Source organism: Arthrobacter sp. H14 (genome assembly GCF_000520495.1).
GTDB lineage: Bacteria > Actinomycetota > Actinomycetes > Actinomycetales > Micrococcaceae > Arthrobacter_C.
On sequence record NZ_KI914651.1, the window covers coordinates 4400 to 29900 of the forward strand.

The following is a 25501-nucleotide window of genomic DNA, read 5'->3' on the forward strand; positions in this document are numbered from 1 at the left end:
TAGCCGGTCGCCTCCATCGCCGAAGCCGTCAGCGGCGCGGACGTGGTCTTCACCATGCTTCCCAAGGGTGACCATGCCCGCACGGTCTACCTTGAAGCTGATGGCGTGCTCGCGCATGCCGGCACCGACACCCTGCTGGTGGACTCCTCAACTATTGACGTCGAATCGGCGCGCGCACTGCACGACGCCGCCGCTGCCGCCGGCTTCCGCTTCGTCGATGCACCCGTTTCCGGTGGAATGAGCGGCGCCCAGGCCGGCACGCTGACCTTCATGGTCGGTGGCGAAGACGGTGCGGTGCGGGACGCCAGTGGCTTCATCGAACCGATGTCCGGCAACATCATCGCCACCGGTGCTGCCACGACCGGCCAGGCCGCCAAAATCTGCAACAACCTGATGCTGTTCATAAACCTGGCGGCGACCGCCGAGGGGGCCGTATTGGCGGACCGACTCGGACTGGACAAGCAGGTCTTCTGGGACATCGCCTCCGTTTCGTCAGGCGACAGCTGGGCGCTGCGAACCTGGTACCCGGTGCCGGGAGTGGTTCCCACCGCTGCCTCCAACAACGACTTCGCGCCGACCTTCACCGCCGAACTGGCCAACAAGGACATCAACCTCGCCATTGCCGCGGCAAAGGAAACGGATACTCCGCTGGAGATCGGCGAGCACGTCCAGCAGCTGTTCCAGCGCCTGATCGATTCCGGCCAGGCGGGCAAGGACTGCTCGCAGATCATCAAGCTGGTCGACGACACCCTGAACCAGGCCAAGTAGCGCCAATCGAGGACCGCCCGCGCTGCGGGTTAATGCCTCCCGCACCCACCCATCCTTGAAACAGACTGGAAGAATCTTTATGGAACGCATTCCGCATTACATTAATGGCCGCAAGGTTGCCGACGCCGAGCGCTTCGGGCCCGTCTTCAACCCCGCCACAGGCCAGCAGGACAAGGAAGTTGCGCTCGCGTCCGGAGCCCGGGTCGAAGAGGCCATCGAAGCAGCCCGCGCGGCGCTTCCCGGATGGCGCGCCACCAGCCTCGCCAAGCGCACCAACATCTTCTTCCGTGTTCGTGAACTGATGAACGAGCGCAAAGCTGAACTGGCCGCAATCCTCACCAGCGAGCATGGCAAGGTCCTTTCCGACGCCGAAGGCGAGATCACCCGCGGGCTGGAGAATATCGAATTCGCCACCGGCTTGTCCCACATGCTCAAGGGGGAATACTCCGAGCAGGTCTCCGGCGGAATCGACGTGCACTCCGTCCGCCAGCCCGTCGGCGTCGTCGCCTGCATCACGCCGTTCAATTTCCCGGCGATGGTGCCGTTGTGGATGATCGGCAGTGCCCTCGCCTGTGGCAACACCGTGCTGCTCAAGCCCAGTGAGAAGGACCCGTCGTCGGCGGTGTTCATTGCGGAAATCTTCTCCGAAGCGGGACTGCCCGATGGCGTCCTGAACGTGGTGCACGGCGATAAGGAAGCCGTCGATGTCCTGCTGGAGGATCCGCAGGTCAAGGCCGTGAGTTTCGTCGGTTCGACGCCGATTGCCAAGTCGATCTACCAGCGCGCCAGCGAACGGGGCAAGCGCGTCCAGGCCCTCGGCGGCGCGAAGAACCACATGGTGGTCCTCCCGGATGCAGACCTGGCGATGGCGGCCGACGCTGCGATTTCCGCGGCCTACGGTTCCGCCGGAGAGCGGTGCATGGCGGTCAGCGTGCTCGTCGCCGTCGGCAATATCGCCGATGACCTGGTGGCTGCCATCAAGGAACGCATGGCCACGCTCAAGATCGGCCCCGGCACGGATCCCGCTTCCCAAATGGGACCGCTCATCACCGCCGAACACCGCGACAGGGTGGCAGGGTACGTTTCCGGCGCAGCCGACGAGGGCGCCACGGTGGTGGTGGATGGAACCCAGCAGAAGTTCGATTCGGACGGCTTCTTCACCGGCGTCAGTCTGGTCGACCACGTCAAGCCGGGAATGAAGGTGTACGACGACGAGATCTTCGGCCCCGTCTTATCCGTCGTCCGGGTCGAAACCTTTAACGACGCCGTCCAGCTCACCAATGAGAACGAGTTCGGCAACGGCGTCGCGATCTTCACCCGCGACGGCGGCGCAGCACGGCAGTTCGAGTTTGAGATCGAGGCGGGAATGGTCGGCGTCAATGTGCCCATCCCGGTTCCGGTTGGCTCGTTCTCCTTCGGCGGCTGGAAGAGCTCCCTGTTCGGCGACACCCATATGTATGGCCCGGACAGCATCCGGTTCTACACCCGCAGCAAGGTTGTCACCACCCGCTGGCCGGATCCCTCCACTTCCGAAATCGACCTCGGCTTCCCGCAGGTGGTCTAACGTTTAAAGAGAATGAATGACTCAGGTGGTGCGATTATGCGTGATCAGTTGCGTCACCTCCGCGGTGGCGTGCCATGTAGGCAATGCCAAGGCCGCCCGCGACGACACCGAGCACCAGATGGAGCCAGTTTGTGCCCGCGTTGAAGGACAGGAAGTTCGCTCCCGTGGACAGGTCGATGACGAGTCCGTAGATCCACAACAGGAGGAACAGCGCGCCGCTGCCGAGGAGGAAGTCACGCGCCATCGTCGCGCTCTTGCTCATCGCCACGCCGGCCGCTCCGACGAGCAGGTAGACGATGTTGAGCAGCATCGATACTTGGATTGCGCCCAAAAGCAGCGCCTCCGAACCAGATGCGAATGCCATTTCGCCGTACTGGGTCGTGATGCCCGGGATGAATCCCAGGACGCCTAAAAGCAGAAACACTACGCCGGTTCCAATTGCGGCATTTCTTACATGGCCGCGCGTCATATGCATACCGGATGCATCATGGGATGCCGTAGTCATTTCCCCCTCCTAATTGAGTGAGTAGGACCAATTCGGCCGGGCATTGTCCGGCCCGTTGATACGGCGCATCTGGCGCCTTACCAGCGCCTTAATGTTACGTCCGAACATGCCGCGCTGGATATGGTCATTGGTCTCAAATTGGGAACGGAAACGGGATTTTCGACGGCGCATCGGGCCCCTTGAAATAACGGGAGCCGGCCGGAGGTTGCACCCGGTATCCCCGGGCAATCAAAACAGTGTTGCTTGCCCCGATAACCGCTGCGAAAGGCCTACCCCCGTGACAGTTCCACTCTCGATTCTCGACCTCGCGCACATTGGCGAAGGCGTCACCGCACGGGACAGCTTCGCCGCCAGCGTCTCCCTTGCACAACACGCCGAGGACTGGGGCTACCGGCGGATCTGGTACGCAGAGCACCACAATATGTCGACCATCGCTTCCTCTGCTACTAGCGTGCTGATCGGCCATATTGCGAGCCAGACGAAGACGATCCGTCTCGGCGCCGGAGGAGTGATGCTGCCCAACCACGCGCCGCTGACCATCGCCGAGCAGTTCGGAACCCTGGAAACCCTGCATCCCGGACGCATCGATCTTGGCCTCGGACGCGCACCGGGCAGCGACCAGAACACGATGCGCGCACTGAGGCGGGATCCGTCGTCGGCCGAAAGCTTTCCGCAGGACGTTCAGGAACTGCAGGGCTACCTCACCGGTGAAACCCTGATCAAGGGCGTGGACGCCATCCCGGGCAAGGGCACCAACGTGCCGCTCTACATCCTCGGCTCCTCGCTGTTTGGCGCCAAACTGGCCGCCGCGCTCGGACTGCCCTACTCGTTCGCGTCGCACTTTGCGCCCAATGCGCTGCAAGATGCCGTCGCAGTGTACCGGCGGGATTTCCAGCCCTCGGCCCAACTGGAAGAGCCGTACGTCATCGCCGGCGTCAATGTCATCGCAGCCGATACCGACGAGGAAGCGCAGAAGCAGTTCCTGGCCACCAAGCGCCGCAGGGTGACGCAGCTCGTGGGCCGGGGACGTACATTTACCGACGACGAGGCGGACATGATCCTGGAAGCGCCAGCCGGGCAGCAGGTCCTGCAGATGATGAAATATTCGGCTGTCGGAACGCCCGACGACGTCAAGGAGTACATCGACGGCTTCGCCAAGCATGCCCAGGCGGACGAACTGATTGTGGCGAGCCAGACGAATACCACGGAAGCCTGGCTGCGGTCCTACGAGCTGCTGGCAGAGGTTACCGGACTGGACCAGCGACAGCGGGTAACCAGTACTGCTGACACGCGTTGAGTGCTTTAGGCATCGTTCTGGTAAGAACAGGAGTATGACGACTTCCGCCGGTACAGCTTTCCCCGAAGAGGCGATCACCTGCAGCATCACGATGCGCTGGGGCGACATGGACGCCTACGGACACATCAACAATGTGGAAGTTGTCCGCATTCTTGAGGAAGCACGTATTGGTGCTTTTGGCCCTCCGGGTGGAACCGGCAGGCCGGGCCGGGAGACGGAAGTGCCGTTCTTCTCCTCGTTGCCGGCGGAAACGCAGGCCCTTGTGGTGGAGCACCGGGTGAAGTACAAGGCTTCCTTGGAGTACCGCAACATCCCGTTGAACGCCAAGGTCTGGGTCAGTGATCTGAAGGCTGCAAGCCTGGCTATCAACTATCTGCTCCTGGACCCGGTAACCGACGTCGTATGCGTGACGGCGCAAACCAGTATTGCTTTCGTCTCGGCGGAGTCCGGACGTCTGCAAAGGATCAGCCCCGAACAGAAGGCCATGGTTGTGCCTTACGAAGCCGCTTCAATAATGGAATGACTCCGACGAAGGTCCCATTTTCGCTAAAGCTCCTGCGTCCTCTTTGCGCTGCGGCCTGCAATAATCTGTTCCCGCAGGATATCCGCGTGGCCGCCCGGGTTTTGCCGGTGATGGCTTCGTTGAACCACACAAGCTCCACAAAGGTTGCATGCTTCACCAGTCCAAGCAGGGTCGTCTTGGACGGAACGAGACGGGCGCGCGACTCCTCCTCCGTAACGTCATGGAGCGAGTCGTGAAGTGCTCGGCGATGATCGTCCAGAAAAGTCTGGAACTGTTCGTGTAAAGGAGCCACGAAACCAATTGGGTCGTGGCTTCCGAGCGTAGTCATGTTTTGACCTTACAGAAACAGCAAGGAGCGCCCGACGGATATGTCGCGTGGGTCGGGGACGGGAGTGAATCAGGCCTTTGAGGACGCGTTGACCGACTGGTTTGGACCGCCCTCAGGCGCTGAGTAGTCAAAGTGATCTGGATCACGCCAGAGTGTTTCCCCCCACTTTTCGTTACCAAAATGTGACATTGGAAGAAAGGGCGATGTAGTTTGGAGACCGTGCTCCGGCCCGTCATATTGGCCGACACCCTTGGACAGATTGCCTAACTCTGCCGCTGTCACAAGGTCCGTTCGCAACACATCACGGCAGAGGCGGGGGAACCAGATATGGGTTCCCCACAAGGAAACCCTTGGGGTTAAGCCGCATAGACATCCGCGTAGTACTGGCTGCGCCGGATGTTGCGTGGCCGGGTGTCTCCCATCCGAACCCGACAGCTCACCCCGCAGGCATTGGGAGAGGGACTAATTTGTCTAAGAATCTTCAAACAGCGCGTCACCGTGCAAACAACGCAGGCTTCAAGTCCATCTCGAAGGCTGTGTCTTCCCATCGCGGCGGTATTGGCCGTTCCGTAGCTGCTCTTGCCGCAGCATCCACCCTGATGGTGGGAATTGGCGCTCCGGCCCATGCCGGAGGAACGGATGCCGGTGCGGGCGCAGGCAGCACCACGGCTCCGGCCGCAGCTTCCGTCTCGGGTGCCCAGGCATCGACCGGAACAATGACCCATACGGTCGAGGCGGGAGACACCCTGGGGAGCATCGCTGCCCAGCACGGGCTCAGCCTCGGCGCCGTCCTGTCCGCAAACGGGCTCACCGCCAGCACGATCATTTTCCCCGGCGATGAAATCCAACTGCCGGCAGCCGGTGCTGCGGATGCAGCTAACCTGCCCGCCGCCCCAGCGGCCCCCGCCGCGGGAGCAGCAGCTTCGGCACCCGCAGCCGCTGCCGAAAAGGATGCAGCATCCTCCGTTACAACGGTGAGCTCCAACGTCACGGAAATTCCGTCGTCGGCGACCAATTCGACCATTGTCGAATCCGCTAAATCCCAGCTGGGAGCCATCCAGGACTGCACTGTACTGGGTGAGCAGGCACTGAAGGCCGCCGGCGTCAGCGGAGTCGGAGACGAATCTCCTGCATCACTGATGGAATCCGGTACCCCGGTATCGAATCCCCAGCCCGGTGACTTCGTTTACTACGAAGACGGCGGCGCGGGCGTTCCCCATAACGCCATCTACATTGGTGACGGCAAGGCCATCCACAGTGGATGGGAAGGGAACCAGACCGTTGTCGAGAGCGTGGACATCGGATCCGGACCTTCCTTCTACCGGATCTAGAGTCCGGCACACTTCGGAGTAGGACGGTCAATACTGGTTGACCGCAGAGTCCTGCGTTGAAGATTGCCTCCTGTCAGTGCCCGGCCGGGTTTTCCGGCCGGGCACTGGCTTTTAAGCGACGTCAATTGCGGCCGGCGACGGTACAGCGAAGAAAGTCCGGGGGTCCTGGAGCAGGGCGGGATAGCTGAAGTCGTGGCGGTGCAGTTCTCTGGTGAGCAGGACACTGCGGCGGGCAACGCCGTCGTCGTCAATCTCCAGCCTGTCGAGAGTTCCGGTGGAAAAGCGCTGCCCACCGTTGTCCGGCACGGCCACAGAATCTCCCTCACGTGCGACAGCGGTAAACGCCTCCAGCTGCCGGCGCCACTTTGGTGAGGGGCGTTTTCCCGGCGCACTGGCCGCCATGGTGAGGTCGCGGAGCGGTCCGCCTGTAGATGATGCAGCCGAACGTGCGGCGCTCGTCCTGTCCTGCCAGATCCACAGCCGGTTCCCGGCCTCCGGATCCTGCGGAACCGCGGACCCGGCCGGTTCCGGCCAGACATAGGGGAGTCCGCCGTCGACCCCGGGAAAGCGGCTTTGGTAGAACTCCGGCGACTTCAGGATCAGATTCGACTGGTGGCCGCGGTGGAACTCGTGGTCGCCGAGCCACGGTGGCATGGAGGTATCGCCGTCGTCGAGCACGCCGGGTGCGAATTCGAGAATGTTTCCCTGCGTGCTGTCCTCGTGCCCGCGGTCCACCCATTCGGCCACCATCGCCAGACCGTACAGCGTCAGCGCCGGCACGTGTCCGCTCCACATCAGCACTGCCGGATGCCGCCGCCAACCGTAGTCCGGGATCACGAGCGCGCGGAGGATCTGCAGGGTCTCGACGCGCTGCTTGCCGAGCCGGGCCTGATCGAGGACGGCGGCGCTCGCAGCGAAGTCCGGATACGGCAGGAATGTCTGCATGGTGCCAGTGTTCCACGCGCCGGAACCACCCGATGTGCAATGTTCGCCAAGTTTCGTGTAGAGTGGTTTGCAGTTGTAGTGTTGCGCATTTGTATTTCGAGCGGCGGGCCCAAACGGGAACGTCGCTTTTTCTGTATGAAGCGGAAAAGAACGCCGCGACTGAGATCCCCCGAAAGTCGGGAAGCGTCTCAACACAGAAGGATGATTAAAAATGGCAACAGGTACCGTGAAATGGTTCAACTCCGAAAAGGGCTTTGGCTTCATTGCTCCCGATGACGGAAGTGCCGATGTTTTCGCGCATTACTCCGCGATCGACGCAGGTGGCTACCGCTCCCTCGAAGAGAACCAGAAGGTTAGCTTTGAGACCGAGCAGGGCCCCAAGGGTCCTCAGGCTGTAAACATCAAGGTCAGCTAATCAGGTGACTTGAGGTTCTGATTTCAGAACCGGTAAAGCAGGGCGGGAAGCAATTCCCGCCCTGCTTTATTTAACCCCGCGTGCGGATAATCAGTTCTGCAAGGCCGGGTAATCGATGTATCCCTCGGCGCCCTGGGAGTAGAACGTCGACGGGTCCGGCGCGTTCAACGGCAGATCTTCCTGCCAGCGGCGGACCAGGTCAGGATTGGCAATCGCAGGGCGTCCGACGACGACGGCCTCGGCGTGCCCGTCGTCGAGGAGTGACAGAGCTTCCTCGCGTGTTGTGATGACGCCGAAACCACTGTTGGCCAGCACCGGGCCGTTGAAACCGGCGCGGAGGTTCTGCACCAGCGGACCCGCGGGATCCTTGTGCAGGATGCTCAGGTAGGCCAGCTGCAGCGGCGCCAGCGCCTCGACCAGTGCACCGTAGGTTGCCTGCACATCTTCAGCATCCCGTTCGAACGCGTCCTGGATATTGTGCTCGGGCGAAATGCGCAGTCCCACCCGGCCGGCGCCGATCGCGTCCGCCACAGCTGTAACAAGTTCGACGACGAAACGCGCGCGGTTCGCGGGCGAGCCGCCGTAGCTGTCCTCACGCTGGTTCGAGGCGGGGGAGAGGAACTCGTGCAGCAGGTAGCCGTTGGCGCCGTGCAGCTCAACTCCATCCATCCCCGCGGCGATGGCGTTCCGGGAAGCCTTCACGAACTCCTCGAGGACCTCCGGGATCTCCGCAGTGGTCAGTGCATGCGGCACCGGGTAGGGCTGCTTGCCCTCATAAGTGTGGGCATCGCCGTCAATGGCGATGGCGCTGGGAGCCACCGGCTGCAGCCCACCGTTGGTGCCCGGGTGGGTGACCCTCCCGGCATGCATGACCTGGCCGAAAATCCGGCCGCCGGCGCCATGCACGGCCTCGACCACCTGGGTCCAGCCCTCAAGTTGGTCTTCGGTCACTAAACCGGGCTGGCCCGGAAATCCCCGTCCGGCCTGGCTCGGATAAGTTCCCTCGGTGACCAGCAAGCCGAGCGAAGCCCGCTGCCGGTAATGCTCAACATTCAACGCACCAGGTACGCCTTCGCGGCCCGAGCGCGAACGCGTCAGCGGGGCCATGATCAGCCGGTTGGGCAATTCGATATCGCCGAGGGTAATGGGGGAAAACAGATTCACGAGCCACTCTTTCTATGGTGTTGGTTCCATAGACGCCAACCCGACGGCCCCATGTGGCTATTCCGTCCGAGAGGGGAGTCACAGCCGCGGCCGCTGGGCCCAGCGGATCGCCTTCATGGCCACGTGCAACTCCAGCCGTGTCCTGCCCTTGAGCGGATCCGCGCCGATGACGGAGCGCACCCGGGCCAGCCGGTTGTAGACGCTGCTGCGGTGCAAATGCAGCTGCGCGGCGACGTCGGCGACCGAACCGTCGGTGTCGTAGAGCAGTTCCAGGACCGGCAATAGTTCGCCGTTGCGGTCCTGCTCCTGAAGGTTCCGGAAGTGCACGGACTGTGCCGGAAGGCCGCCCCTGCCCGCGGCGAAAAACTGGTACACACCGGTGTCCCGGTAATCCGTCAGCGGCCCGATCAGCGGGTCGACGGCGGCTGCCTGCACGGCCGACTTCGACTGTGCATAGGCATCCGGAAGGTTCCGCAGGTCTGAAAACGGCTCGCTCAGCCCCAGGATGTCAGGCCGCTCCGAATGCCCACCGCGCCGCGAAATCTCCGCGCTGTAGCGCTTCAGGACCTCCGCATGTTCGCCCCGTCCGGCCATATCGCGGAAGAGAATGACGGCATGCTGCAGGGCGCCGGCGCTGAACAGTGCCGGCCGCCGGCCCACGGTGGCATGCAGGACGGAAATCCGCTGCAGCAGCACGGCCGCCTCCGGGTCTGCCAGTTCCGCCATGGTTGTATCCGGGTCCGCGCTCCGTTCCATGATGGAGCCGATTACCCAAGGCTGCCGGCCCTGCACTTCCGGCCATCCGGCCACGCTTTCGACGGCGGCATCGTCACCGGAGCAGGCCGACAGGAATTCCGCTTCGCGCCGGCGCCGGGCATCGGATTCGGGCGTATTGGTGTCCAGCAGATGCCCGGCGAGGCCGTCGACCAACGGCCGGATCCCGGGCAGGGCGGCAAGGATGTCATCGGGTGCCTGCTCCGCCTGCTCATGCAGGACCCAGAGATACCCGACCCGGAAGCCACGCACCAGCAGCGGAACGCACACCCGGCCGAGCATGCCCAGCGATTCGTTGGCCGGCACCACCACCGGGCGGACGGAGGTCGCGATCCCGTGGCTGAGCTGCCAGGCGCTGACGTCGGAGGGCACCTTCTTGCTCAGCAGGAAGTTGACCCGCACCGGATCCGCCGAGGCCTGATGGCTGCTGTACGCGATGAGTTCGCCGTCGAGATCCTCGACGGAAACGCCGTGGTGCAGCTCCTGGGCAATGGATTCCACGGCCTGCTCGACGTCGGTGCTCTTCATACCGGTCTCCTCGGTTTGGTTCCTGGCCCGGGTCTCTCAGGTGCAGATCATCGTACAGACAACAGGCGACAGTTGACGCGCGGCAACGCGACATATGTCGATTGTCAACAATACAGCAATGTGGTAACGGTCACATTCATCAACTCCGCCCACAGCGCCGCGTCCACGACATCTGGCCCGGAATGACGCGGATTTTCGCCTCATCGAGCATGCTTGTCAGAGCCTACAGAAACGGCATTTGGGGCCGCTTCAACTGGCGGCGGGCAAGCAGGACGGGAACGACGTCGAAAACTTCAGTTTTAGAGTTATCCCACCGCCTGTTTCGGCGCTGTTTCAACCATATGCTTACGGAGATTCCCATGATCATCGGTGTTCCCAAGGAGATCAAGAACAACGAGTTCCGCGTTGCCATCACGGCTTCCGGAGTGAACGAACTGCTCAACCACGGCCACCGTGTGCTGATCGAGGCTGGTGCCGGGGTCGGTTCGCGGATCGAGGATGCCGAATACGTCGCCGCCGGTGCCGAGATCGTAGCGAACGCCGATGAGACGTGGTCCCGTGCGGACATGGTCATGAAAGTCAAAGAGCCGATCGCCTCCGAGTATCGGCACTTCCGTGAGGGCCTGATCCTCTTCACCTACCTGCACCTGGCGGCCGAGCCGGAGCTGACCCGGGCGTTGGTCGATTCCGGCGTGACGGCCATCGCCTACGAGACCGTCCAGACCGCCAATGGAGCACTTCCGTTGCTTGCGCCGATGAGTGAAGTTGCCGGACGGCTCTCCGTACAGGTCGGCGCGCATTCCCTGAGCGTTCCCGCCGGCGGCCCCGGTGTGCTCCTTGGCGGTGTTCCCGGCGTCCACCCGGCCAAGGTAACCGTCATTGGTGCAGGCGTGGCCGGAACCAATGCCGCCGCGATGGCCGTTGGCATGGGCGCCGACGTGACCATCCTGGACGTCAACATCAACCGGCTGCGCGAGCTGGACGCCCAGTACGCCGGCCGGCTGAGGACCATCGCCTCCAACAGCACGGAGATTGAGCGCGCCGTCGTGGAATCGGACCTGGTGATCGGTTCCGTCCTGATCCCCGGCGCCCGCGCCCCCAAACTGGTCACCAAGGACCTTGTTGCCAAGATGAAGCCAGGCAGCGTGCTGGTCGACATCGCGGTGGACCAGGGTGGCTGCTTCGAGGGCAGCCGACCTACCAGCCATGCCGAACCGACGTTCCCCGTGCATGGTTCAACCTACTACTGCGTGGCGAACATGCCTGGTGCGGTACCGAACACCTCCACTTATGCACTGACCAATGTCACGCTGCGGTATGCCGTCGCGCTGGCGGATCTCGGCGTCGAAGCCGCGATGGCGAAGGATCCGGCGCTTGCAGCCGGGCTTAACGTGGCCGGTGGCGAAATCACCCACCGCTCCGTGCTGGAGGCCCATGGTCCCATGACGCCCAGTCGCAAGCGTGAACTGACGACCGTCTAGGCGCACTGCCACCGAAGCAGGGGACGGCGATGCCGGCCATCCCCTGCTTTGTCCCCAGCCATAGGCGCCGTCGAGGTCAGGTTGTAAGATTGTCTGCAACAGGACAGGCGGTATATCCTTCGCCTGCCACGGACCGACAGCAAGGAACTCCATGGCAAGCCACAGATTTATCGAGCCTCTGGTTCAGGAATCCACTCCGGCGATCATCGCCCGCAAGCTTCGCTACGCGATGGGGCGTGGCGATCTGGAACCGGGGCAGCAGCTGGTGGAGGCGGAACTTGCCGCTGAGCTGGGTGTCAGCCGCGGACCGCTGCGGGAGGCCATGCAGCGGCTGACTCAAGAAGGTCTGCTGGTCAGCATCCGTAACCGCGGTATTTTCGTGACGGAACTTGAACCGGCCGACATCAGTGACATGTACTTGGCCCGCACTTCTGTGGAACGCTCCGCGGTGCTGAAAATCATCGAGCTCGAAGGCCGCCATGAGGAGGTTGCGGCCGCACTGAGGCAGGTGACCGACAAGATGGCGAAAGCGATCGACGCCGGCAAGCGGGGGAGGGTGCTCAGCGACCTTGACATTGAGTTCCACGAGCTGCTGGTCCGGCTGGCCGAAAGCCCCAGGCTGTCGGCCATGCACGCCACGCTGATAACCGAGACGCGGATGTGCATGGCGGTCCTGGAGGACACCGGTTACACCCCAGAGGCGCGGCTGGCCGAACACGTTGCGATTGCCGACGCTATCGGCGCCCCGGACGTCCCGCTGTTCAATAAGCTGCTGGCACACCACATGGACGATGCCGTTGAAAAAATCACTAGAGGCATGCTCGCCGCGGGCAACCCGGAAGGCGAAGCGGCCAACGGCGTGACCGTGGATGCGGCAAGCTGAGTCCGGGACGGCGCCACAGAAGGAAATATATTGCAAAACCATTGACCAACCGCCATCCATGGGACACTCTTTTATAAATTGATAAAAAGCTAAACCGCGCCTTTCAAAGTGGAAGGGCGACGGCTGACCAGTTTGAACGGAAACAGGCCTATGGTGGGACAGTTCGAAATATTCGGCGACAGTATTGTCGGGTTCCGGTTCAGACTGACAGGCGGCGATGACGGTGTCCTGGTCATCTCCGGCCGGTTCGACGCGAAGGCCGAAGCGGTCGCCGCCATCGCTTCGGTACGCGAGAATGCGGCGTCCGGGCACATCGTCGACCAGTCGGCGAAGCCGCTGCCTTCGGAGAATCCGCCGCCGTCATTGTTGATCCGGAGGTGAACCCGTGTCTGCTCAGCACTTCGACGATTCTTTGCAGACCCAAGCAGTATTTCCAACGCTGACCGGTGTCCCCGACCTTCTAACCGACCATGCTGCGGCAAGGTTGCACCGGAAACGGCGCCTCCACCGTGACCGCCACGTCCGGCTTCCGGGGGAGGAATCCACGCGGAATCCGAGACTCGACGTCCTGGTCGGTGTAAACCTTGATGGAGGAACCATCAGGATCGTCGTCCGGGGCACGGTGACCGGTCAGAATCTCAGAGCCGTGTACGTCCTGGCGAAACGGGCCAATGGCGTCGCAGAAGACTTGGACATCGTCGTCGACTTCAGGGATGCCGCGGTTGAACCCGGCCCCTTGGAAGAGATTCTTTCGGTCTCGAGAGAGGGGCGGCTTCCCGCATCTGTGGACCCGTTTCAGAGCCCTTGCCGGCTGCTGGTGCTCCAGCCTGCAGTGACAACGCTGGCCGAGTAACATATCCCTTGCTGAAGCGGGCGACGGCGCGTTTTGCCTACGTAGTGTGCCGGCCTGCGGTTGCCGACTGCTGAAGGTCCTGCTGATTGTTGTCCATCAGGGTCTGCAGCAGCAGCTGTGCGTGATCAAGCAGGCCGGAAACTTCCCCGCATGTCAGTTGGTAGGACACTTGGCCAACCGGGCGGGACGACGCAATCAGGTGGCTGCGGCGCAGGACGCCAAGATGCTGTGAAAGGTTTGACGCCTCAAGGCCGGTTTCCGTGCGTAGTTCGCCGACGGTCATGGATTCGGCCGAGTTGAGCATCCGGAGAATCATCACCCGCGCTGGGTGTGCCATCGCTTTGAACAGATCCGCTTGAAAATCAGCAAGGCGTTCAGAGGAACGGGGACTGCTGTTCATGGAACGCCCTTCAGCTCGATATTCTCAATGCAACTGTTCTGAAGTGGAAACTTTGCCACCCCAGGAGATAGAAAGGTCTGTCTCGACCATAATCTAACACCATTGCTGCTCTTAGCAGGACATTCTACTGTGTTACAAGACAGAACTGTCTTTCTTGTAGCCGTGAATGTACCGTTGATGGCATGACGGGCCAGAGGGAGATACCTGACACAGTTCAGGCGAAGGAGAAAGTACTTTCGTCCGCCTATACCCTCTTTGCCCAACGCGGCGTCCGCGGAGTGGGAGTGGATGAGATTATTGCGGCAGCGGGAGTTGCCAAAGCCACGTTCTACCGGCATTTTCCGTCCAAGGACGCGCTGGTGTTGGCCTTCCTCGAACGTCGTGAGGAAGTCTGGACCCGCAACTACATCGTCGCCGAAGCCTGCAAGCGGGGCAGCACCCCGGAAGAGCGGCTGCTGGCGGTCTTCGACGTCTTCCACGATTGGTTCCAGCGCGACGACTTTGAGGCTTGTTCGTTCATAAACGTGCTGCTGGAGATGGGACCTGAAAACGTGCTCGGACGGGCCAGTATCGAATACCTGGCCAGGATCCGCGAACAGATCGGCATTCTTGCCGCCGAAGCGGGACTGCGCGACGTGGATGGCTTCACCCGGTCATGGCACATCCTGATGAAGGGCTCAATCATCTCCGCGACCGAGGGCGATGCCTATGCCGCCCGCCGCGGCCAGGAAATGGCCCGCTGGCTGATAGAAAAACACCGCGCCCAAGCCTGACGCCGTCGACAACGATAGAGATCCTCCAGCGCCGAAACGCTGAAGGACCCCTGAAAGCCGTCTTGCCCGGCCGAAAAGGCTTACCCGGTCTTGGCCGCCGCGTCGTACCTGGCGCGGCCGGCGTCTGCGGCCTCGCGGTTCAGTTCCACGTACTTCGTGTCCGCCAAGCCGAGCGATGCCGGAACGCCGGGAAGTTCCTCCCCGCGCAGCGACGCCTGCGAGGTTTCCCGCATGAACAGGATGCTGACGAAGCCAATCACGCCGGCGATCGCCATGTACCAGCCGGGCACCAGTTGGTTCCCCGTGGTTTCAATCAGCTGGTTCGCAAGGGTCTGTGATGGACCGGCAAAGAACGCGGTGGAGAAGTTGTAGGCGATGGCAAACCCGGTGTAGCGCACCGCCGTCGGGAAGAGTGCCGGCAGCGTGGAGGATACCGATGACACCAGGATCACCAGCAGCAGGCCCAGCACCGCAAGCCCGATGAACTGCAGGATCAGGTTCGGCAGGCCCAGCAGCATGACGGCCGGCACCGAAAGCAGGGTGTAGCCGACGGCGGCGGTGAGCAGCAACGGTTTGCGTCCGACGCGGTCCGACAACGCCCCCATCGGCGGAATGGCCACAAGCATCAAGGCCATGATCGCCACCAGCATCCAGTTTCCCTGGGCGGTACTGTGGCCGAGCTGGCCGCTGAGGTACGTGGGCATGTAGCCGAGGATCAGGTAGAAGGCCACATTCAACAGCACCACGAAGCCGGCGAGGACCAGGATCTGCCGCCAGTTATTCCGGAACACGTGCCGCAGCGGTGACCGGGTGGTTTCGGCGTGTTCGGAAGCCTCGGAGAACACCGGTGCCTCGACCAGCCGGGTACGGATCCACAACGCCGTCAAGCCCAGCGGAATGGTGAGCAGGAACGGCAGGCGCCACCAGCCGTCCTGCATGCCCTGGTCGCCGACGATCGTAATCAGCGTGGTGCAGACGATCGCGGCCAGGATGAAGCCGACGGTGGTGCCGAATTCCAGGAAGGAACCGAGGAAACCGCGGCGGCGGTCCGGAGCGGATTCGGCCATGTAGACGGCGGCGCCGCCGTACTCTCCACCGGCCGAGAAGCCCTGCACCAGCCGGCAGAGGAGCAGCAGGACCGGGGCGAGGATGCCGACCGTCTCGAGCGTGGGGAGCAGGCCAATGGCCCCGGTCGCCAGCGTCATCATGGTGACGGTGAGGACCATGACCTTCTGCCGCCCGACCTTGTCGCCCAGCGGGCCCAGGATGATGCCGCCCAGCGGACGGACCAGGAAGGACAGCGCCAGGGTAGCCAGCGTCAGCGTGACGCCGAGGCCGCCGTCGCCATCCTCGGATCCGAAGAAGTTGGTGGCCATGTAGATCGTCAGGTAGCCGTAGACGCCGTAGTCGAACCACTCGACCGCGTTACCGAGCGCCGAACCCAGGATGGACTGGTGGAGGGTGCGCTTGCCTTCTGCCGTGTTTGGCTCTGCGCCGGGGGCTGTCCTGGGAGCGGGGTGCTCGTTCAGTGACGGGGAATTGGTCACAGGGTTCCTCCTTCGAGGAGCTGGTTTGCGGAGGTGTATGCCCCTGCCGGGACGCCTGCATGGGAGACGCCGTTGGAACCGGCGGGCAGGCCAGCCTCGAAGTCTACTGTGAACGACAGTTCCGACTTTGCCTTTTCGATGGCGGCGGCGAGCCGGATGATGCCGGTTTCCGTGCGCTCCGGCGTGCAGGACGCGAAGCACAGCCGGAAGGCGTCGGAGAACCGGCCGCCGGGGGACAGTGCCGGTCCCGGGATGAAGGCGACGCCTTCGGCGAGGGCGATGTCGAAGAGCCGCTGGGTATCGATCTTCGCGTCTTCACCCTGCAGCGTCACCCACAGGAAGAACCCGCCCTCAGGGTTGGTGGTCCGCACGCGGGCGCCAAGATGCCGGTCGATACTGACCTGCATAGCGTCACGGCGGCCCTGGTACTCCGCACGAAGCCAGTCCAGGTGAGCGTCGAGCCGGCCGCTGCGGATGAACTCGGCGACCAGGTGCTGGCCCGGGACATTCGTGCAGGTATCCATGGCCTGCTTGGCATTGATCACCAACTGCTGCAGTGCCGGATCCGTCTCCACCCAGCCGACCCGCAGTCCGGGGGCCAGGATTTTGGAGAAGGTCCGGACGGAGAAGACCAGCGGATCGTTCGGGCTGAGCTGGTTGAAGCTGGGTAAATCTTCACCTTCGAAGCGCAGCAGACCGTACGGGTCGTCGTCGATAATGACGGCGTTCCAGCGGTGAGCCAGTTCCAGCAGGCGACGGCGCCGGGGAGTGGACATTGTGGTGCCGGAAGGGTTCTGGAAGTTGGGGATGGTGTAGATCGCCTTCGGCGTCCGGCCTGAAGCGGCAACCAGTGCCTCCAGCTCATCAACGATCATGCCGTCGTCGTCCACGGGTACTTCAAGGAGTTCCGCACCGTAGCTGAGCGCGGTGGCCGAGCCGTTGGTGTACGTCGGGCTCTCCACCACCACCAGATCGCCGGGATCGACGAAGATCTTGAAGGCCAGGTCCAGGCCCTGCATGCCTCCGGACGTAATGGTGATGCGCTCGCGGGCGGTGGGATCAGCCGTGCTGGCAAGGTATCCGGTCAGCGCGTCGATCAGGTGCGGCTCACCCTCGGTGGCGCCGTAGGTGTAGGTGGACGCATCGTAGACCTTGGCCGGGACGCTGTTGAACAGCTCCACCGGAACCGCCTCGCTGGCCGGCGCACCCATGGCAAAGCGTACGATGTCGTGGGTCTGGGCGGCCAGCAGCGAGGTGCTGGAATCGATGATGGAGCCGACCAGCTGGTCCGCCCGCCGGGCAAGGGGGAATTGGGAAAGTGACATGGGGGTGGTTCCTAGCTGTTGATCTGGATCAGGCCGCGCTTGTAGGTGGTGAAGGTTTCCACTCCGGTGGGCGTGACCCGGATGGATTCGGAGAGCCCGTAGCCGTAGTTGTCCATCCACATGCCACAGATCAGGTGGAAGGTCATGTTTTCGAGCAGAACGGATTCGTCCTCGCCGCGGATGCTGATGGTGTGCTCGCCCCAGTCGGGCGGGTAGCCGACGCCGATGGAGTACCCCAGCCGGGAGTCCTTTTCATAGCCGTACTTGAAGATCGTCCGGTTCCAGACGGCGGCGACCTCGCGCACAGGAACGCCGTCGCGGATCACGTCGAGCATCGCGTTCATGCCTTCGCCGGTGGCATCCGCCAGGCGGGCCAGCTGGTCCGTGGGCTGGCCGGGCATGAAGGTCCGGTTCAACGGGACGTGGTAACGGTTGTAGGCGCCGGCCAGTTCGATGACGACGGCCTCGTTGGGGCGCAGCCGGTCCTCGCTCCACGTCAGGTGCGGGGTGTCGGCGGATTCGCCGGTGGGGATCAACGGAACGATGGCGGTATAGTCTCCGCCGAATTCCTCGGTGCCCTTGATCTGGGCGTTGGTGATGGCTGCCGCCACGTCGCACTTCCTCGTGCCGACCTGGATGGTTTCCTCGGCCGCGGCCATGGCGTTGTTGGTGATGACGGCTGCCGTGCGCATCAGCTGGATCTCGGCGGGCGACTTGATCGAGCGGACCCAGTTGACCAGTTCGAAGCAGTCCACCAGCGTCCACTCCGGAAGGGCGTTCACCAGGGAGCGGTACGCCTTTGGGGAGAAGAAGTGCGAGTCCATCTCGAGGCCCACGCAGCCCTTGGCGGCTGGCGCGATCAGGCGGCGCTCGCGGAGGGCGAAGGCGACCCAGTCGAAGGGGTGCAGGTGCGAGCGGTGCACATAGCTTTCGGGGTATCCGACGATGTTCTCACTGGGGAGCCAGGAGGTGCGGAAAGCGCCGCTGGCGTCCATCTGCCGGCTGAAGAGGATCATGTCGCCGTCGGCGGGCACGAACACCATCTGCGGGGTGTAGAAGGACCATGCGTTGTAGCCGGTCAGGTAGTAGATATTCGCCGGATCGGTCACGATCAGGGCGCTCAGGCCCTGCTCTTCCATCCGCACTCTGACTGCCGCCAGACGTGCCTCGTACTCTTCGACGGAGAAGAGCATCGGGGCGATGTGGTTATTGGTCAATTCAGCCTCCTAAGACACGGGTGATCCGTGTCACGTATCGGTAGATTGTCAACAATCTACATGACAAAACCGGCCGGAACAAGAGGTGTAAACACCCTTGATTCCGGCCGGCTTTTCCGGGCCTGACCTGAGCGCGGAAGATTAGCTCCGCGGGATGGCCATGTACTTGGTTTCCAGGAACTCCTCGATGCCGACCCGGCCCCCTTCACGGCCCAGTCCGGAGGCCTTGATGCCGCCGAACGGCGCCGCCGGGTTGGACACAATTCCGGTGTTGAAGCCGACCATGCCCACCTCCAGGGCATCGCCCACACGGAAGCCGCGATCCACGTCCTGGCTGAACAGATACCCCACCAGGCCCCACGGGGTGTCGTTGGCCATTTGGATGACTTCCTCTTCGGTATCGAATGGAACCACCGGGGCAACCGGGCCGAAAATCTCCTGGCTCATCAGATCCGCGGAGGGGCTGACGCCGGAGAGAACGGTCGGGGTGTAGAAATACCCCGGTCCCTCCGGCCGGGAGCCGCCGCAGACCACCGTTGCACCCTTGGCGGTGGCGTCATCGACCAATTCCTGGACCTTGGTGAGCGCCTTTTCCTCAACCAGGGGTCCGACGTCGGTACCCGGCTCCGCCCCATTGCCCACCGAGAGCGAACCCAGGCGCTCCGCCAGGCGGCGGGCAAACTCGTCGGCAATCGGACGCTGGACGAAGAGCCGGTTGGCGGCCGTGCAGGCCTCGCCCATATTGCGCATCTTCGCCGCCACCGCACCCTCGACCGCGCGGTCAAGGTCGGCGTCTTCGAAGACGATGAAGGGCGCGTTTCCGCCCAGTTCCATCGACGATCGCATGACGTGTTCGGCAGCCTGTCCGAGCAGCCGCACGCCTACCTCGGTGGAGCCGGTGAAACTGACCTTGCGCGCGATCCCGCTGGACATCCACGGGGACACGACGTCGGACGCTTTGGTGGTGCAGACGACGTTGAGCACGCCCTTGGGCAGCCCGGCCTCGATCAGGATGTCCACCAGCGCCAGCGAGGACAACGGGGTCAGGTTGGCGGGCTTGAACACCATGGTGCAGCCTGCCGCAATGGCGGGACCGATCTTGCGTGTGCCCATCGCCAGCGGGAAGTTCCACGGCGTGACCAGCACGCACGGGCCCACCGGTTCCTTGGAGACCAGGATGCGGTTCTTGCCATCGCCGGTGGTGGTGACGTCGCCGCCGATCCGCACGGCCTCCTCAGAGAACCAGCGGAAAAACTCGGCGGCGTACGCAACCTCGCCCTTCGCCTCGGCCAGCGGCTTCCCCATTTCGGTGGTCATGATCAGGGCCAGTTCGTCCTGGCGGACCATGATCAGGTCGTAGGCGCGCCGCAGGATTTCGCTGCGCTCCCGCGGCGACGTCTTTGCCCATTCCTTCTGCACGCGGCCGGCTGTCTCGATGGCGCGCTTGGCGTCTTCAGGACCGCCGTCGGCAACGGTGGCGATAACTTCTTCGGTGGCGGGATTGACGACGTCGAACCGGTTGCCGGAAGCGGCTTCGGACCACTCGCCGTCGATAAACAGGCCGGTGCTGACCTTGGCGACGGCGTCCAGCGCCCGCTGCGAGGTGTGCGTGGCCCCGGTCAGCTTGGTCTCGGAGGAGAGGGTGCTTTGGGATGTCATTGGTAAGTCCTTTGTCTTGCAGTGGAAGGGTGTGGTCAGGCCGGCCGGTTCAGATCAGGACCGGGCTCCGGCGGTGGCGGGAACGGCTCCGACGACGGCGCCCACCGCGGCCTCGAAACGCTCCAGTCCCATGGAAATCTCCTCGGCGGTCACGACCAAGGCGGGGATCAGGCGGACGACGTTTCCGGCCGGGCCACAGGTCAGGGTCAACAGGCCCTGCTCGGTGGTCGCCTGCTGGACAGCGGCCGCCGTCGTCGCATCTGGAGTGCCGTCTTCGGTGGTGAACTCGATGCCCTGCATCAAGCCAAGTCCCCGCACATCGCCGATCACAGGGAAGTGCGACTGGATGTCCTTCAGCCCGGCCTGCAACTGCTCGCCGCGGATCCGGGAATTCTCGACCAAACCCTCTTCTTTCACCACGTCCAGGGTGGCCACGCCGGCAGCGGCAGAGACCGCATTTCCGCCATAGGTGCCGCCCTGCGAACCCGGCCAGGCCTTCGACATCGTCTCGGTCGAGGCTGCGATCGCGGAGATCGGAAAGCCGGAGGCGATGCCCTTGGCGGTGACGATGATGTCCGGGGTGGCGGTGGAGAACTGGTGACCCCAGAACTTGCCCATCCGGCCCACGCCCGCCTGCACCTCGTCGAAGATCAGCTGGATCCCGTGCCGGTCGGCGCGCTCGCGCAGCCCTTCCATAAAGGCCGGGGGAGTGGGCAGGTAACCGCCGTCGCCGAGGGCCGGTTCGATCAGGAACGCGGCAGTGTCATTGGGTGCGGTACGGGTCTGCAGAAGGTAGTCCAGTTCCTGCAGGGCGAACTTCACCGCGGCCGTCTCATCCCAGCCGTAGCGGTAGGCATACGGGAAAGCTGACATATGCACGCCAGCCATCAGGGGTGCGAAGCCGGCGGAGAATTTGGTGCCGGCCGTCGTGAGCGAGGCGGCGGCGACAGTGCGGCCATGGAAACCGCCCTGGAAGACGACGATGTTCGGTCGGCCGGTGGCCATGCGGGCCAGACGGACCGCAGCCTCAACGGCTTCGGATCCGGAGTTGGCGTAGAAGACGGAGTCGAGCCCGGCAGGAAGGACTTCGCCCAGCTTCTCGGTCAGAGCCAGCAACGGCTTGTGCATGACAGTGGTGTACTGCGCGTGAATGATCTTGCCGACCTGCTCGCGGGCCGCCTCCACTACCTTCGGATGGCAGTGCCCTGTGCTGGTCACGCCGATACCGGTGGTGAAGTCGAGGTAGTCCCGGCCGTCGGTTCCGTAAATCCAACTGCCAAGGGCATGGTCGACGACGACGGGAGTTGCTTGCTTGAGTGCGGGGCTGAGTGAAGTCATGCAAACTATGGTGCAACTCACATTGTCGATTGTCAACAATTCCTAGTTTTGCGGTTCATCGAGAACAGCTGCTTGGGTTCGGCCATACATTGAGCCGCAGCCGGACATGGTCTAGCGGCGGCTCTCACATCTGCACCGCATTTGCGCCATGGCGCAATATCCGAGCCGGGCATAAACTTGATGTATCCGGTTATTCCAAGGATGTGGGAACAATGGCTGGACATAGAAGTTTTATGGATATGTTGATGCGCCAGACGGATAAACTCCAGCGCCTCTTCGGGCCTGCCGACCGCGACGACCCGGGCAGCCCGGTCGTACACCGGCACGATTCCTATGAGGACGCGTCGGACAAGCAACTGCTCGATTTCGACATCGAATCCGACAGCCGCGGACACCACTACGCCGTCCGCAAATCGGGCAAACCCTGGAATTAGTGCATTCTCGTTCCTGTAGCGAGTAAAACTGATCCGCCGGTGCGCTAATCCGGGAAAACAGGCAGGAAATACTCCCGGGCGAAACGCGCACCTGCGCACTGTTTCAACTTTGGGCGCGAGCGGTTGCTGATTCTAGCAGGTGCCCCCGGGCGTAGCTAGAGGACGCATCCATTTAAGATCAAACCTGTGGATTTTCGTTGACGGACCGTCTCCACATTGGAACGCTTGGTTTGTCCCAATCGCTCGATGTTGGAGTTAAACGTGAGTTCAGATAGTCAAGTAAAACAGTCGAAGGTGTCGCGGAGATCGGGCAGGAAGCGCTTGATAGGTTTGGCCGCAGCGGTCGCCCTGGTTCCAATGGGCTTTACCGCCAGCGCCTCCGCCGAGCCACAAAGCACGCCGAACGGCCCATGGAACGGGGAGAACTCCTCCAACCTGGCGGCGATCCATAGCTATGAGCAGCTGTGGTCGACCCTGGAGAGCATCGAGAATCATGCCAAGGGACCGTTCGATCTCTCGCCGGCACCGTTGGAAAGCAACACCGGGCGGCAGATTCCCGTTGTCACCATCGGCGATGGGCCGACGTCGGTCATGTACATTGCCAATCAGCACGGCAACGAGTACGTCGTCTCCGAGGCAATGCTCGATATCGTCCGTACCATCAGCGGCAATTCGCCGACTGCACACAGCATTCGTGACGAGATGACCGCTACCATCGTGCCGCGTGTCAATGTGGACGGGTTCGACGCCGATGTCACCGATGCTTCCGGTGCCACGACTCCGTGGCGGCAGAACTACGACCCGACGTGCATCCTCGCCTGCGACTCGTTCTACGAGGATGGGCGGGGCTATGACATGAACCGCTTCCACTCCTACACCGACAACGCATTCGATCACCCGTATGTAGAGGGCGACGACAACCTCAACCCAGTTCCCGGATCCATCGCGATGCGACTGCTCTGGGAGGAGCGCCAGCCTGAGCTGGTAATGGACTTCCATCATCAAGGTTCCTACGTTGACGATGACGGTGGACTAATTACGGCGTCGACCATGTGGCCGAATGCGCTGGAGGAAGCCGAGAAGCTAGGCATCTCGGAGGAGTTCGACGACACGATCATCCGATCGAAGCAGGCCGTGTCGGTGCTGTTGCAGGAGTTGGACCAGTACGGCTATGCCAACGTCACCCGGTACCCCAGCACGACGACGCCAGGCATCGCCCGTAACGCCTACGGACTGCTCGGGTCGGCCTCAGTACTGTTTGAGATGCGTGGCGACATCGACGCGAAGTCCAACGGCTACATCGCCAAGACGGCCGAGAAGGCAGGAATGTCGGTGCTGGAGGCCGTGGCCAACGGCGAATGGTTGACCGCAAGCCTGGAACCCGTCGAGGACATCCGCGAGCGGGGCGATTTCATCACCGATCCACACGAGTAACGACTCACGAGCCAAAGGGCGCCGTGGCGGATGGATCGATTTCCCGCCACGGCGTCCTTTCGTCGCTTTGAAATGAGGAGCCATATCGCCAACGTTTTCTGAACGTTAGACTGAGGCCATGGGCATCGAGAATCCGGAAAATGAAGTCAAGGAGCTTGCACCAAACGAGTGCTGGGCGTTGCTCCGATCCGTGCAGGTTGGGCGGTTGGCCGTTCTAATCGACGGTCACCCGGACATTTTTCCGGTTAACTACGTCGTCGACCACGGCGGCATCGTCTTCCGCAGCTCAGAGGGAACCAAACTGGCCGGGGCACTGTCTGAATCTCCAGTGGCCTTCGAGGTGGACGGGTATGATGCGACCACGTCGCAGGCGTGGAGCGTCGTTGTTAAGGGCGAGGCGGAATCGATCCGTAGAACCGAAGATGTGCTGGAGAGCTTTACTCTGCCATTATTTCCCTGGCACGCCGGCCACAAAGACCATTTCGTACGGATCGTGTCAAAATCGTTGACCGGTAAGCAATTCACCGCGGCTGATCCGGACCAGTGGCGGACTCCATACATGGACGCCCCGCACGCCGCCCCGGAATAACGAGAGCTTCGGAGTGAAGCACGGAGTTCCCCTCTTGGAGGTGTCCTACTCAGCGGTCCGGCGCGTTTCCAATCGTCTCGAACTGGCTGCCCGAGCGCCCTTCCAATCGGCGGTGGATGGATTGGGCGATGCGGCCGGCTTGTACTTTGGCCAGCTCCGCCTTAGGGCCGGCATAGTGTTCGTCAACATTTGCGGTCCAAACCGCCAACCAGCGGTCAAAGTGTTCCGCTCTCAGCGGCGCCTTGTCATGCAGGTCAACGTGCTTTTGCAGAGCGTTGCGTTGATAGAGCCCGGCACGGAATAGAACCGTTTCCCAAAAGTCGCACATGATCGGCATATGAGCTGCCAGATCCATGTGCGCCACGTCGATGAAAACCGGACCCAAAAGTTCGTCCACGAAGACGCGCTGGTAGAAACCGTAGACCAGGTCGTAGACGTCATCGCGGTTCCGCAGGTCGGGCAACGCTGTTTCCATAATAAGAATTCTACAGGGCGTAGAAACTAACCGGTAGGGTGCCGAGCACGTTCACAGCAGCATCCGCAATGGCTCTTCCAGCGTCCGCTTGAGATCGCGAAGGAACGCCGCGGACACTGCGCCGTCGAGAACGCGGTGGTCCGACGTGAGCGTAATCTTCATCGTCTTGCGGGTGTGAAATTTCCCGTCCTGAACGAACGGTTCCTCAGCAGCCGCTCCGACAGCGAGGATGGCAGCTTCAGGCGGATTTATCACCGCGGTGAAGTTGTCGATCCCGAACATCCCCAAGTTGCTGATAGTGAACGTGCCGCCGCTGAACTCGTCGGGCTTCAGCCGTCCAGCGCGTGCTCGCTCGGCCAGGTCGCGGGCCTCGGCCGCGATGGCGTCCAGCCCTTTGGCGTCCGCGCCCTTAACCACCGGAACCATCAGTCCTTCGTCAATGGCGACGGCGACACCCACATTGATGTGCCGGTGCCGCAGGATTTTGTCGCCGCCCCAGGAGGAATTGACCTGCGGATGGGCACGCAGCGTGACGGCGCAGGCGCGGACCAGAAGGTCGGTCACGCTGACTTTGGTGCCGGTATCCGCGTAGCTTTCGTTCACTTCCTGGCGGAACGCCAGCAGCCGGTCGACGTAGACGAGGTTGGTCAGGAAGAAATGCGGAGCGGCCGCGCTTTCGGTCAACCGTCGTGCGGTCACGCGGCGCATATTGGACAGCGGAATCACGTCGGATTCTTCGCTGGTCTGGGCCGGGGGACCCTGCACCTTGACGGCGGCTTGTACATCAGCACGGACAATACGACCCCCCGGACCGGTGCCGTTCACGGTCGTCAGATCGAGGTTGTTCTCGCGGGCGATACGCCGGGCCAGCGGAGAGGTGAGGAGTCGTTGTGCCCCGGATGGCTGGGACCCTACCGACGTCGTCGTGGATTGCGCTGATGCCGAGGCGCC

The 25501-nt window shown here is 62.6% G+C and carries 26 protein-coding genes, 1 pseudogene and 1 riboswitch; of the genes and pseudogenes, 14 read left to right on the forward strand and 13 right to left on the reverse strand.

Features of this window, described 5'->3' with window-relative positions:
* Nucleotides 1–6: 6 nt before the first annotated feature.
* A pseudogene (locus tag Y707_RS25090) lies at nucleotides 7–768 on the forward strand (NAD(P)-binding domain-containing protein); the annotation flags it as partial.
* Between the two features lie 79 nt (nucleotides 769–847).
* Nucleotides 848–2332, forward strand: coding sequence for a CoA-acylating methylmalonate-semialdehyde dehydrogenase (locus Y707_RS0110690; protein WP_026535086.1), 1485 nt, complete (start codon nucleotides 848–850; stop codon nucleotides 2330–2332).
* A gap of 34 nt (nucleotides 2333–2366) precedes the next feature.
* Here the strand turns inward: Y707_RS0110690 and Y707_RS0110695 are convergent, their stop codons facing one another.
* Nucleotides 2367–2837 carry a DUF4383 domain-containing protein gene (locus Y707_RS0110695; RefSeq protein WP_026535087.1) on the reverse strand — a complete coding sequence of 157 codons (471 nt, stop codon included), beginning with the start codon at nucleotides 2835–2837 and terminating at the stop codon, nucleotides 2367–2369.
* A 277-nt stretch (nucleotides 2838–3114) separates the two neighbouring features.
* Here Y707_RS0110695 and Y707_RS25095 point away from each other — a divergent pair, with 277 nt between their 5' ends.
* Both Y707_RS25095 and Y707_RS0110705 read left to right on the forward strand, forming a co-directional pair.
* A complete protein-coding gene (locus Y707_RS25095; protein ID WP_051441874.1) occupies nucleotides 3115–4134 on the forward strand; it encodes an LLM class flavin-dependent oxidoreductase in 1020 nt (339 codons plus the stop codon).
* A gap of 34 nt (nucleotides 4135–4168) precedes the next feature.
* The gene (locus Y707_RS0110705) at nucleotides 4169–4657 is read left to right on the forward strand and encodes an acyl-CoA thioesterase (RefSeq protein ID WP_026535088.1); all 489 of its coding nucleotides are present in this window, start codon (nucleotides 4169–4171) and stop codon (nucleotides 4655–4657) included.
* Here Y707_RS0110705 and Y707_RS33480 read toward each other — a convergent pair.
* Complete coding sequence (locus Y707_RS33480) at nucleotides 4599–4985, reverse strand: mycothiol transferase (protein WP_081744789.1); 387 nt, start codon at nucleotides 4983–4985, stop codon at nucleotides 4599–4601. The genes Y707_RS0110705 and Y707_RS33480 overlap by 59 nt on opposite strands.
* A 260-nt stretch (nucleotides 4986–5245) precedes the next feature.
* A riboswitch (cyclic di-AMP (ydaO/yuaA leader) is annotated at nucleotides 5246–5449 on the forward strand.
* Nucleotides 5450–5521: 72 nt separating this feature from the next.
* Here Y707_RS33480 and Y707_RS0110715 point away from each other — a divergent pair.
* The gene (locus Y707_RS0110715) at nucleotides 5522–6316 is read left to right on the forward strand and encodes a C40 family peptidase (protein WP_081744790.1); all 795 of its coding nucleotides are present in this window, start codon (nucleotides 5522–5524) and stop codon (nucleotides 6314–6316) included.
* Between the two features lie 111 nt (nucleotides 6317–6427).
* On the opposite strand, the gene Y707_RS0110720 is transcribed toward Y707_RS0110715, so the two are convergent.
* Entirely contained in the window at nucleotides 6428–7261 is an 834-nt protein-coding gene (locus tag Y707_RS0110720; RefSeq protein ID WP_026535090.1) for an MSMEG_6728 family protein, read from the reverse strand.
* Between the two features lie 211 nt (nucleotides 7262–7472).
* Between Y707_RS0110720 and Y707_RS0110725 the strand changes: the two genes are divergently transcribed.
* Entirely contained in the window at nucleotides 7473–7676 is a 204-nt protein-coding gene (locus Y707_RS0110725) for a cold-shock protein (RefSeq protein WP_026535091.1), read from the forward strand.
* 90 nt (nucleotides 7677–7766) lie between these two features.
* Here the strand turns inward: Y707_RS0110725 and Y707_RS0110730 are convergent, their stop codons facing one another.
* Both Y707_RS0110730 and Y707_RS0110735 read right to left on the reverse strand, forming a co-directional pair.
* The gene (locus Y707_RS0110730) at nucleotides 7767–8840 is read right to left on the reverse strand and encodes an alkene reductase (protein ID WP_026535092.1); all 1074 of its coding nucleotides are present in this window, start codon (nucleotides 8838–8840) and stop codon (nucleotides 7767–7769) included.
* Nucleotides 8841–8918: 78 nt separating this feature from the next.
* Complete coding sequence (locus Y707_RS0110735; RefSeq protein ID WP_026535093.1) at nucleotides 8919–10142, reverse strand: PucR family transcriptional regulator; 1224 nt, start codon at nucleotides 10140–10142, stop codon at nucleotides 8919–8921.
* A 359-nt stretch (nucleotides 10143–10501) separates the two neighbouring features.
* Between Y707_RS0110735 and ald the strand changes: the two genes are divergently transcribed.
* The 4 genes from ald to Y707_RS28990 all read left to right on the forward strand — a co-directional run bounded on the left by ald (nucleotide 10502) and on the right by Y707_RS28990 (nucleotide 13359).
* The gene (ald, locus tag Y707_RS0110740) at nucleotides 10502–11623 is read left to right on the forward strand and encodes an alanine dehydrogenase (protein ID WP_026535094.1); all 1122 of its coding nucleotides are present in this window, start codon (nucleotides 10502–10504) and stop codon (nucleotides 11621–11623) included.
* Nucleotides 11624–11774: 151 nt separating this feature from the next.
* Complete coding sequence (locus Y707_RS0110745; protein WP_026535095.1) at nucleotides 11775–12506, forward strand: GntR family transcriptional regulator; 732 nt, start codon at nucleotides 11775–11777, stop codon at nucleotides 12504–12506.
* Nucleotides 12507–12656: 150 nt separating this feature from the next.
* Nucleotides 12657–12887: a DUF1508 domain-containing protein gene (locus Y707_RS25100; protein WP_035781240.1), complete on the forward strand. Its 231-nt coding sequence runs from the start codon at nucleotides 12657–12659 to the stop codon at nucleotides 12885–12887.
* Nucleotides 12888–12891: 4 nt separating this feature from the next.
* Complete coding sequence (locus Y707_RS28990) at nucleotides 12892–13359, forward strand: hypothetical protein (protein WP_051441875.1); 468 nt, start codon at nucleotides 12892–12894, stop codon at nucleotides 13357–13359.
* A 37-nt stretch (nucleotides 13360–13396) separates the two neighbouring features.
* Here Y707_RS28990 and Y707_RS25105 read toward each other — a convergent pair whose 3' ends face one another.
* Complete coding sequence (locus Y707_RS25105) at nucleotides 13397–13759, reverse strand: ArsR/SmtB family transcription factor (RefSeq protein ID WP_035781242.1); 363 nt, start codon at nucleotides 13757–13759, stop codon at nucleotides 13397–13399.
* A gap of 182 nt (nucleotides 13760–13941) precedes the next feature.
* Between Y707_RS25105 and Y707_RS0110765 the strand changes: the two genes are divergently transcribed.
* Entirely contained in the window at nucleotides 13942–14532 is a 591-nt protein-coding gene (locus Y707_RS0110765; protein WP_051441876.1) for a TetR/AcrR family transcriptional regulator, read from the forward strand.
* Between the two features lie 80 nt (nucleotides 14533–14612).
* Here Y707_RS0110765 and Y707_RS0110770 read toward each other — a convergent pair whose 3' ends face one another.
* From Y707_RS0110770 to Y707_RS0110790, 5 genes are all read right to left on the reverse strand, one after another.
* Nucleotides 14613–16079, reverse strand: coding sequence for an MFS transporter (locus Y707_RS0110770; protein ID WP_026535098.1), 1467 nt, complete (start codon nucleotides 16077–16079; stop codon nucleotides 14613–14615).
* Nucleotides 16076–17404 carry an aminotransferase-like domain-containing protein gene (locus Y707_RS25110; RefSeq protein ID WP_081744791.1) on the reverse strand — a complete coding sequence of 443 codons (1329 nt, stop codon included), beginning with the start codon at nucleotides 17402–17404 and terminating at the stop codon, nucleotides 16076–16078. Before Y707_RS25110 ends, Y707_RS0110770 begins: the two co-directional genes overlap by 4 nt.
* A gap of 11 nt (nucleotides 17405–17415) precedes the next feature.
* Nucleotides 17416–18597, reverse strand: a complete 1182-nt coding sequence (locus Y707_RS0110780) for a M24 family metallopeptidase (RefSeq protein WP_026535099.1) — start codon at nucleotides 18595–18597, stop codon at nucleotides 17416–17418.
* 165 nt (nucleotides 18598–18762) lie between these two features.
* Nucleotides 18763–20280 (reverse strand): NAD-dependent succinate-semialdehyde dehydrogenase, encoded by a 1518-nt coding sequence (locus Y707_RS0110785; protein WP_051441877.1) that lies wholly within the window; start codon nucleotides 20278–20280, stop codon nucleotides 18763–18765.
* Nucleotides 20281–20334: 54 nt separating this feature from the next.
* Nucleotides 20335–21618, reverse strand: coding sequence for an aspartate aminotransferase family protein (locus Y707_RS0110790; protein WP_026535101.1), 1284 nt, complete (start codon nucleotides 21616–21618; stop codon nucleotides 20335–20337).
* A 245-nt stretch (nucleotides 21619–21863) separates the two neighbouring features.
* On the opposite strand from Y707_RS0110790, the gene Y707_RS0110795 reads away from it, so the two are divergent.
* The 3 genes from Y707_RS0110795 (at nucleotide 21864) to Y707_RS25115 (ending at nucleotide 24075) form a co-directional block, all read left to right on the forward strand.
* The gene (locus Y707_RS0110795; RefSeq protein ID WP_253905132.1) at nucleotides 21864–22052 is read left to right on the forward strand and encodes a hypothetical protein; all 189 of its coding nucleotides are present in this window, start codon (nucleotides 21864–21866) and stop codon (nucleotides 22050–22052) included.
* 261 nt (nucleotides 22053–22313) lie between these two features.
* Nucleotides 22314–23486: a M14 family zinc carboxypeptidase gene (locus Y707_RS0110800; protein ID WP_162150209.1), complete on the forward strand. Its 1173-nt coding sequence runs from the start codon at nucleotides 22314–22316 to the stop codon at nucleotides 23484–23486.
* A 118-nt stretch (nucleotides 23487–23604) separates the two neighbouring features.
* The gene (locus Y707_RS25115) at nucleotides 23605–24075 is read left to right on the forward strand and encodes a pyridoxamine 5'-phosphate oxidase family protein (RefSeq protein WP_035781245.1); all 471 of its coding nucleotides are present in this window, start codon (nucleotides 23605–23607) and stop codon (nucleotides 24073–24075) included.
* Between the two features lie 49 nt (nucleotides 24076–24124).
* On the opposite strand, the gene Y707_RS0110810 is transcribed toward Y707_RS25115, so the two are convergent.
* On the reverse strand, nucleotides 24125–24550 hold the full coding sequence (locus tag Y707_RS0110810; protein WP_035781248.1) for a group III truncated hemoglobin: 426 nt from the start codon (nucleotides 24548–24550) through the stop codon (nucleotides 24125–24127).
* A gap of 51 nt (nucleotides 24551–24601) precedes the next feature.
* The coding region (locus Y707_RS25120; protein ID WP_051441878.1) for a dihydrolipoamide acetyltransferase family protein at nucleotides 24602–25501 on the reverse strand (900 nt) is incomplete at its 5' end.

Bases quoted from the DNA above. Each gene is read 5' to 3' on its own strand.
- Y707_RS0110790 (WP_026535101.1), bottom strand. From the start codon at position 21,618: ATGACTTCACTCAGCCCCGCACTCAAGCAAGCAACTCCCGTCGTCGTC.
- Y707_RS25115 (WP_035781245.1), top strand. From the start codon at position 23,605: ATGGGCATCGAGAATCCGGAAAATGAAGTCAAGGAGCTTGCACCAAAC.
- Y707_RS0110795 (WP_253905132.1), top strand. From the start codon at position 21,864: ATGCGCCAGACGGATAAACTCCAGCGCCTCTTCGGGCCTGCCGACCGC.
- Y707_RS0110735 (WP_026535093.1), bottom strand. From the start codon at position 10,142: ATGAAGAGCACCGACGTCGAGCAGGCCGTGGAATCCATTGCCCAGGAG.
- Y707_RS25105 (WP_035781242.1), bottom strand. From the start codon at position 13,759: ATGAACAGCAGTCCCCGTTCCTCTGAACGCCTTGCTGATTTTCAAGCG.
- Y707_RS0110780 (WP_026535099.1), bottom strand. From the start codon at position 18,597: ATGCTCTTCTCCGTCGAAGAGTACGAGGCACGTCTGGCGGCAGTCAGA.
- Y707_RS0110695 (WP_026535087.1), bottom strand. From the start codon at position 2,837: ATGACTACGGCATCCCATGATGCATCCGGTATGCATATGACGCGCGGC.
- Y707_RS33480 (WP_081744789.1), bottom strand. From the start codon at position 4,985: ATGACTACGCTCGGAAGCCACGACCCAATTGGTTTCGTGGCTCCTTTA.
- Y707_RS0110785 (WP_051441877.1), bottom strand. From the start codon at position 20,280: ATGACATCCCAAAGCACCCTCTCCTCCGAGACCAAGCTGACCGGGGCC.
- ald (WP_026535094.1), top strand. From the start codon at position 10,502: ATGATCATCGGTGTTCCCAAGGAGATCAAGAACAACGAGTTCCGCGTT.
- Y707_RS0110720 (WP_026535090.1), bottom strand. From the start codon at position 7,261: ATGCAGACATTCCTGCCGTATCCGGACTTCGCTGCGAGCGCCGCCGTC.
- Y707_RS0110810 (WP_035781248.1), bottom strand. From the start codon at position 24,550: ATGGAAACAGCGTTGCCCGACCTGCGGAACCGCGATGACGTCTACGAC.
- Y707_RS25100 (WP_035781240.1), top strand. From the start codon at position 12,657: ATGGTGGGACAGTTCGAAATATTCGGCGACAGTATTGTCGGGTTCCGG.
- Y707_RS0110765 (WP_051441876.1), top strand. From the start codon at position 13,942: ATGACGGGCCAGAGGGAGATACCTGACACAGTTCAGGCGAAGGAGAAA.
- Y707_RS0110705 (WP_026535088.1), top strand. From the start codon at position 4,169: ATGACGACTTCCGCCGGTACAGCTTTCCCCGAAGAGGCGATCACCTGC.
- Y707_RS25110 (WP_081744791.1), bottom strand. From the start codon at position 17,404: ATGTCACTTTCCCAATTCCCCCTTGCCCGGCGGGCGGACCAGCTGGTC.
- Y707_RS0110745 (WP_026535095.1), top strand. From the start codon at position 11,775: ATGGCAAGCCACAGATTTATCGAGCCTCTGGTTCAGGAATCCACTCCG.
- Y707_RS0110690 (WP_026535086.1), top strand. From the start codon at position 848: ATGGAACGCATTCCGCATTACATTAATGGCCGCAAGGTTGCCGACGCC.
- Y707_RS0110725 (WP_026535091.1), top strand. From the start codon at position 7,473: ATGGCAACAGGTACCGTGAAATGGTTCAACTCCGAAAAGGGCTTTGGC.